At 42.6% G+C, this 3,750-nt stretch carries 7 protein-coding genes; 1 reads left to right on the forward strand and 6 read right to left on the reverse strand.

The window, feature by feature from the left end; all coding sequences use genetic code 11:
• The first annotated feature begins 227 nt into the window (after positions 1–227).
• Positions 228–791 (forward strand): tyrosine-type recombinase/integrase, encoded by a 564-nt coding sequence (locus tag MKZ17_RS20475; RefSeq protein ID WP_445326960.1) that lies wholly within the window; start codon positions 228–230, stop codon positions 789–791.
• Positions 792–817: 26 nt separating this feature from the next.
• On the opposite strand, the gene MKZ17_RS20480 is transcribed toward MKZ17_RS20475, so the two are convergent.
• From MKZ17_RS20480 to MKZ17_RS20505, 6 genes are all read right to left on the reverse strand, one after another.
• Positions 818–1,423 (reverse strand): hypothetical protein, encoded by a 606-nt coding sequence (locus MKZ17_RS20480; RefSeq protein WP_340725650.1) that lies wholly within the window; start codon positions 1,421–1,423, stop codon positions 818–820.
• 630 nt (positions 1,424–2,053) lie between these two features.
• Complete coding sequence (locus MKZ17_RS20485; protein WP_340725651.1) at positions 2,054–2,443, reverse strand: phBC6A51 family helix-turn-helix protein; 390 nt, start codon at positions 2,441–2,443, stop codon at positions 2,054–2,056.
• 279 nt (positions 2,444–2,722) lie between these two features.
• A complete protein-coding gene (locus MKZ17_RS20490; protein WP_340725652.1) occupies positions 2,723–3,151 on the reverse strand; it encodes a helix-turn-helix domain-containing protein in 429 nt (142 codons plus the stop codon).
• A gap of 47 nt (positions 3,152–3,198) precedes the next feature.
• A complete protein-coding gene (locus MKZ17_RS20495; protein WP_340725653.1) occupies positions 3,199–3,375 on the reverse strand; it encodes a hypothetical protein in 177 nt (58 codons plus the stop codon).
• Between the two features lie 52 nt (positions 3,376–3,427).
• The gene (locus MKZ17_RS20500) at positions 3,428–3,553 is read right to left on the reverse strand and encodes a hypothetical protein (protein WP_340725654.1); all 126 of its coding nucleotides are present in this window, start codon (positions 3,551–3,553) and stop codon (positions 3,428–3,430) included.
• Positions 3,550–3,750: hypothetical protein (locus MKZ17_RS20505; RefSeq protein ID WP_340725655.1), on the reverse strand; the 201-nt coding region annotated here is incomplete at its 5' end. The genes MKZ17_RS20505 and MKZ17_RS20500, both read right to left, overlap by 4 nt.

Consider the following 3,750-nt stretch of genomic DNA (forward strand, 5'->3'; position numbering starts at 1 on the left):
AGTTCCGCAGCTTTTTCGAGATAATCAAGCGCAACCTCTTCGGCCATGTATTCCAAGTCCGGGTAATCTGCGTCAATTTCCGCGAGATATAATTTGTATGTTTCGATTAGCTCCGTTCGCTCTTTACGGCTAACCCATCGGTCGTTTATCCACGCCATATTTTCGTCTCCTTTCGTCTTGACTTTCGCAATAACTTGCGTTTATAATGAATGTAACAAATATTCGAGGTGATTACGTTGAGTAATACGGTTGATGCTTTTAAAACTAAGCGCGAAGTTGAGCGCATGAAAAAAGCCCTTCACGGGCGTGATCGTTTGCTATTTATCGTTGGCGTTAGCTTCGGACTGCGTATCAGCGACCTTTTAACGCTTAAATTAGGCGATTTGCGCGGTAAGACGCATCTAAGTATCGTCGAGAAGAAAACGGCTAATACGCGCCATTCTAAGCGTCCTAGACGCATTAAGATTAGCGATACTGTCGCAAAAGAGATCGCTAAGCTTGACGGCGATGATGACGACTATTTATTTCAGTCGCGCAAAGGCGATAACAAGCCGATTAGTCGCGTTCAGGCTTACCGCATATTAAATGCCGCTGCTGAGCGAGCAGGTCTTAACGTCAATGTCGGATGCCATTCAACTCGTAAGACTTTCGGGTGGCAACTTTACAACAACGGAATTGATATAACGCGTATCATGGAAATCTTCGGCCATTCAACGCCCGCTATGACGCTTAAGTATATCGGAATCACTTCGGATGAGATCGACGAGGCTTACGAAGCTATCGAGGTTTAATACTTCGGTAGCTTTTTTGCGTGTGCTTAAGACGCCTCTACCTCGTTTAGTTTGCGTTCTATTTCGTTTACCTTCGCATAAAAATAACCGCGCTTATGTCGCGGCAATTGCTTTATATATCTATTCACATGTATTAAACGTGTCTTGCAAGTAATCATACGGTCATTATCTCTTCCACGTAAATATACGATAGTTAAACTTTTACAGTAAGGTTCGTATTTTTGCACCGTGTCACAATCACGGTTAGTTACCGTCCACTCCGATAATTTTGCGTCAACCCATCGGTTATTACTGAGGACGAAGTCCGGATTATACTTACTGTGTGCGTACTGTTCGAAATGAAGTTTCAATTCCGTAAATAACTCACATAATAAACTTTCGAAAACATTCCCGTAGTATGATGCCATATCTGTGTCGATTCTTACGGAAGAATACGTAAACCCAGCAGCTTCCACTGCGTATCTATATCCTCCAAATAAGGAAGTACATCTTCTTCTAAGTGCGTCATCTTCAGTATGAATTGCATTATAATTTAAAGGCAACCCCTCGCGATATCTACGCCATATTTCCGAAATAATTGATCTTTTATCAGGGTATTTGCCAGCGCCTCGGTTCCACTTATCTTTCGACAAGTTCGCCTGCCTTTCGTTTTCTGCCTAATGTTAAATTGAACGACCCATCCGTGGCAGATTCGGTAGACCTCCGTTAGCTAGATGGAGTCCGGGACGTTCCTTAGTTATACTTGCGTAAATACAAAAAGACCGTTAACATTACGTTAACAGCCTTGTTCTAACTACGCTTTATCTCGATAAAGCCAAAGTGATTTTTAAATTTCCGCGTTTAAACCCTACCAAGGGAGCGCCGATTGGATTTGAGGTACGCCCCCCTATTTCGCGCCTACATTTCTTGCATATATTATGCGATCGTACGAATATCGAATGTAGCAGAAGTGATGTTTGTTACGTTAGGAAGTCGCAACAAATGCCGTTATATCAACGTTTGTATCCGTTATCTCAACGATAAACATTCGCATTCATTTATGCATTCGTATAAACCGCGCTATAATAGCGTTTGGCAACATTCGCCAGTTCCTTCGCGATGTATAAAATACTGCATAAGATAGCGTTAATGCCTCAAAAGTGTTAAGAGGGTCACGCGCCAGCGCCCGTCGCCTGGTCTTTGCGCCTTCTATAGACCGACATAGTACGGTGTATCAACGTGACCTTATCCGCTTTCCTTCCATTATATGAACAACGATAATACTATTCGGACTCTCTCGCTTTTCTCATACGGTCTATTTCCGCTCTCATAGCGTCCATATCTGTTGTTGTACTCCCTTTCGTATCTACCTCGATGCGGTCTGTTAGTAATCCGTGCATCTGTACCAACGTTCTAAATGCAGCAGCATTTCCGGTTTCTACGATATTATCGACTATCGAGTCAAACACTTCCGGAAGCCTATCAGTGGTTTTACGTACTATTTCCGCTTTAAGTGCGTCACTAAACGCGTCTTGTTTTTTCCACTCGAACAACGTTGATTTCGCAATACCTACTTCTTTCGCTATCTCCGCGTATGTCAATCCACCCCGTTTGGGTAAACTTAAAAACTCTATCGCAGCTATTTGCTTTTCATTTAGCCTTTGTTTCGCCATATTAGTGTCACCTCCTTCGATTGTTGTCTTACGCCTAATGTCGGGCGCTATCTTATTGTTTTCTTATATCTATAACGCATATCATTTTCGCGAATAAGTATTTATTATATAAAACCTTTGCGACAGATATGAGCGTTAGCGAATATGTGGCGCAGGTATTTGTTTGTTATTATTAAGTTCGTTATTATTACGTTTGTTATTATTACCGTCACTCTACGGTGATTTAGGTAAGTACCTCTAGAGTGATTTACCTAAGTCACTCTACGGTGATTAACGCTTTTAACTCGTCAATTTGTCGAAGTTAGCCCGAACCTCAGCGTCAGTCAGCTCGCTATAATATTGCGGATAGTATAACTTTTCGCGCCTGTTTGCGGCGTAATCATACGCAGTTACGAGCAGCCCGCACGCTTCCAATGCGTTAGAAAGTTTCGCGATTCTATTCCTCGATATTCGCGTGTCCTCCGCAATGCGATCAACGCTAGGAAAAGCGCTCATATAACGGTCATTGTCCGGTTGCCCGTTCACCTTCGCGATTAAGTATGAATATAGGAGCGCCATATCAGCGTTTCCCCTGTCGTATTCCATTGCGATAGGAATAAAACGACGCCACAAATCGTGCGGTATCATGCCGTTTTTTCCGACGTCTAACGCCTTTTCTTTCCGCTGTTTTGCCGCGTTTGCATAGTGCATAAATTTGCCTGTTTTCATATCATATATTCCTCCGTTTATAAGAATTGAATTTAAATTAAACGCGCTTAAGCAGGCTTATTTTCTGCCCACTCGCGCAATAGTCGATGTAGTTCGTCGGTACGTTTATATTGCCAGAACTTGCGCATTGTTTTTTCGTTCAGCCCTGCGCAAATATAACGCTGTCCGCGCTCGCTAAGAAACGCGTGCAACTTCATCGAATAGCAATAGTAGAATTCGTTCATTTATAAAACCTCCGTTTATAAGTAAGGACTGACTATGCCTCGCCCTTAATGATTAAGCCATTTCGGCTGCTTGCATAACGTCTAATGATTTCGCCAATACGTCATATTCAGCGTAAGTGTTAACGACCTCTATCCGAATAATCTTGCCGGTAAATTCATCGATAATGGAGACGGTCATTCGCCACCTCCCTCGACTTTCTTCGCAAAACTACGAAATTGTGACGTGTCATAATCGCCTATTAACTCCGATAAGTTATCGACCCTTCGTATTTCACCTTCGTACGGAAAGAATTTTAATTCTGACGCATTTACTTCGTCACCGCTAACAGGAACATGCCCAGAACACCACAAATCGCCGTTTATTTTTACTTGGCG

The sequence above is a fragment of the Solibacillus sp. FSL R7-0682 genome (assembly GCF_038005985.1).
Classification (GTDB): Bacteria; Bacillota; Bacilli; order Bacillales_A; family Planococcaceae; genus Solibacillus.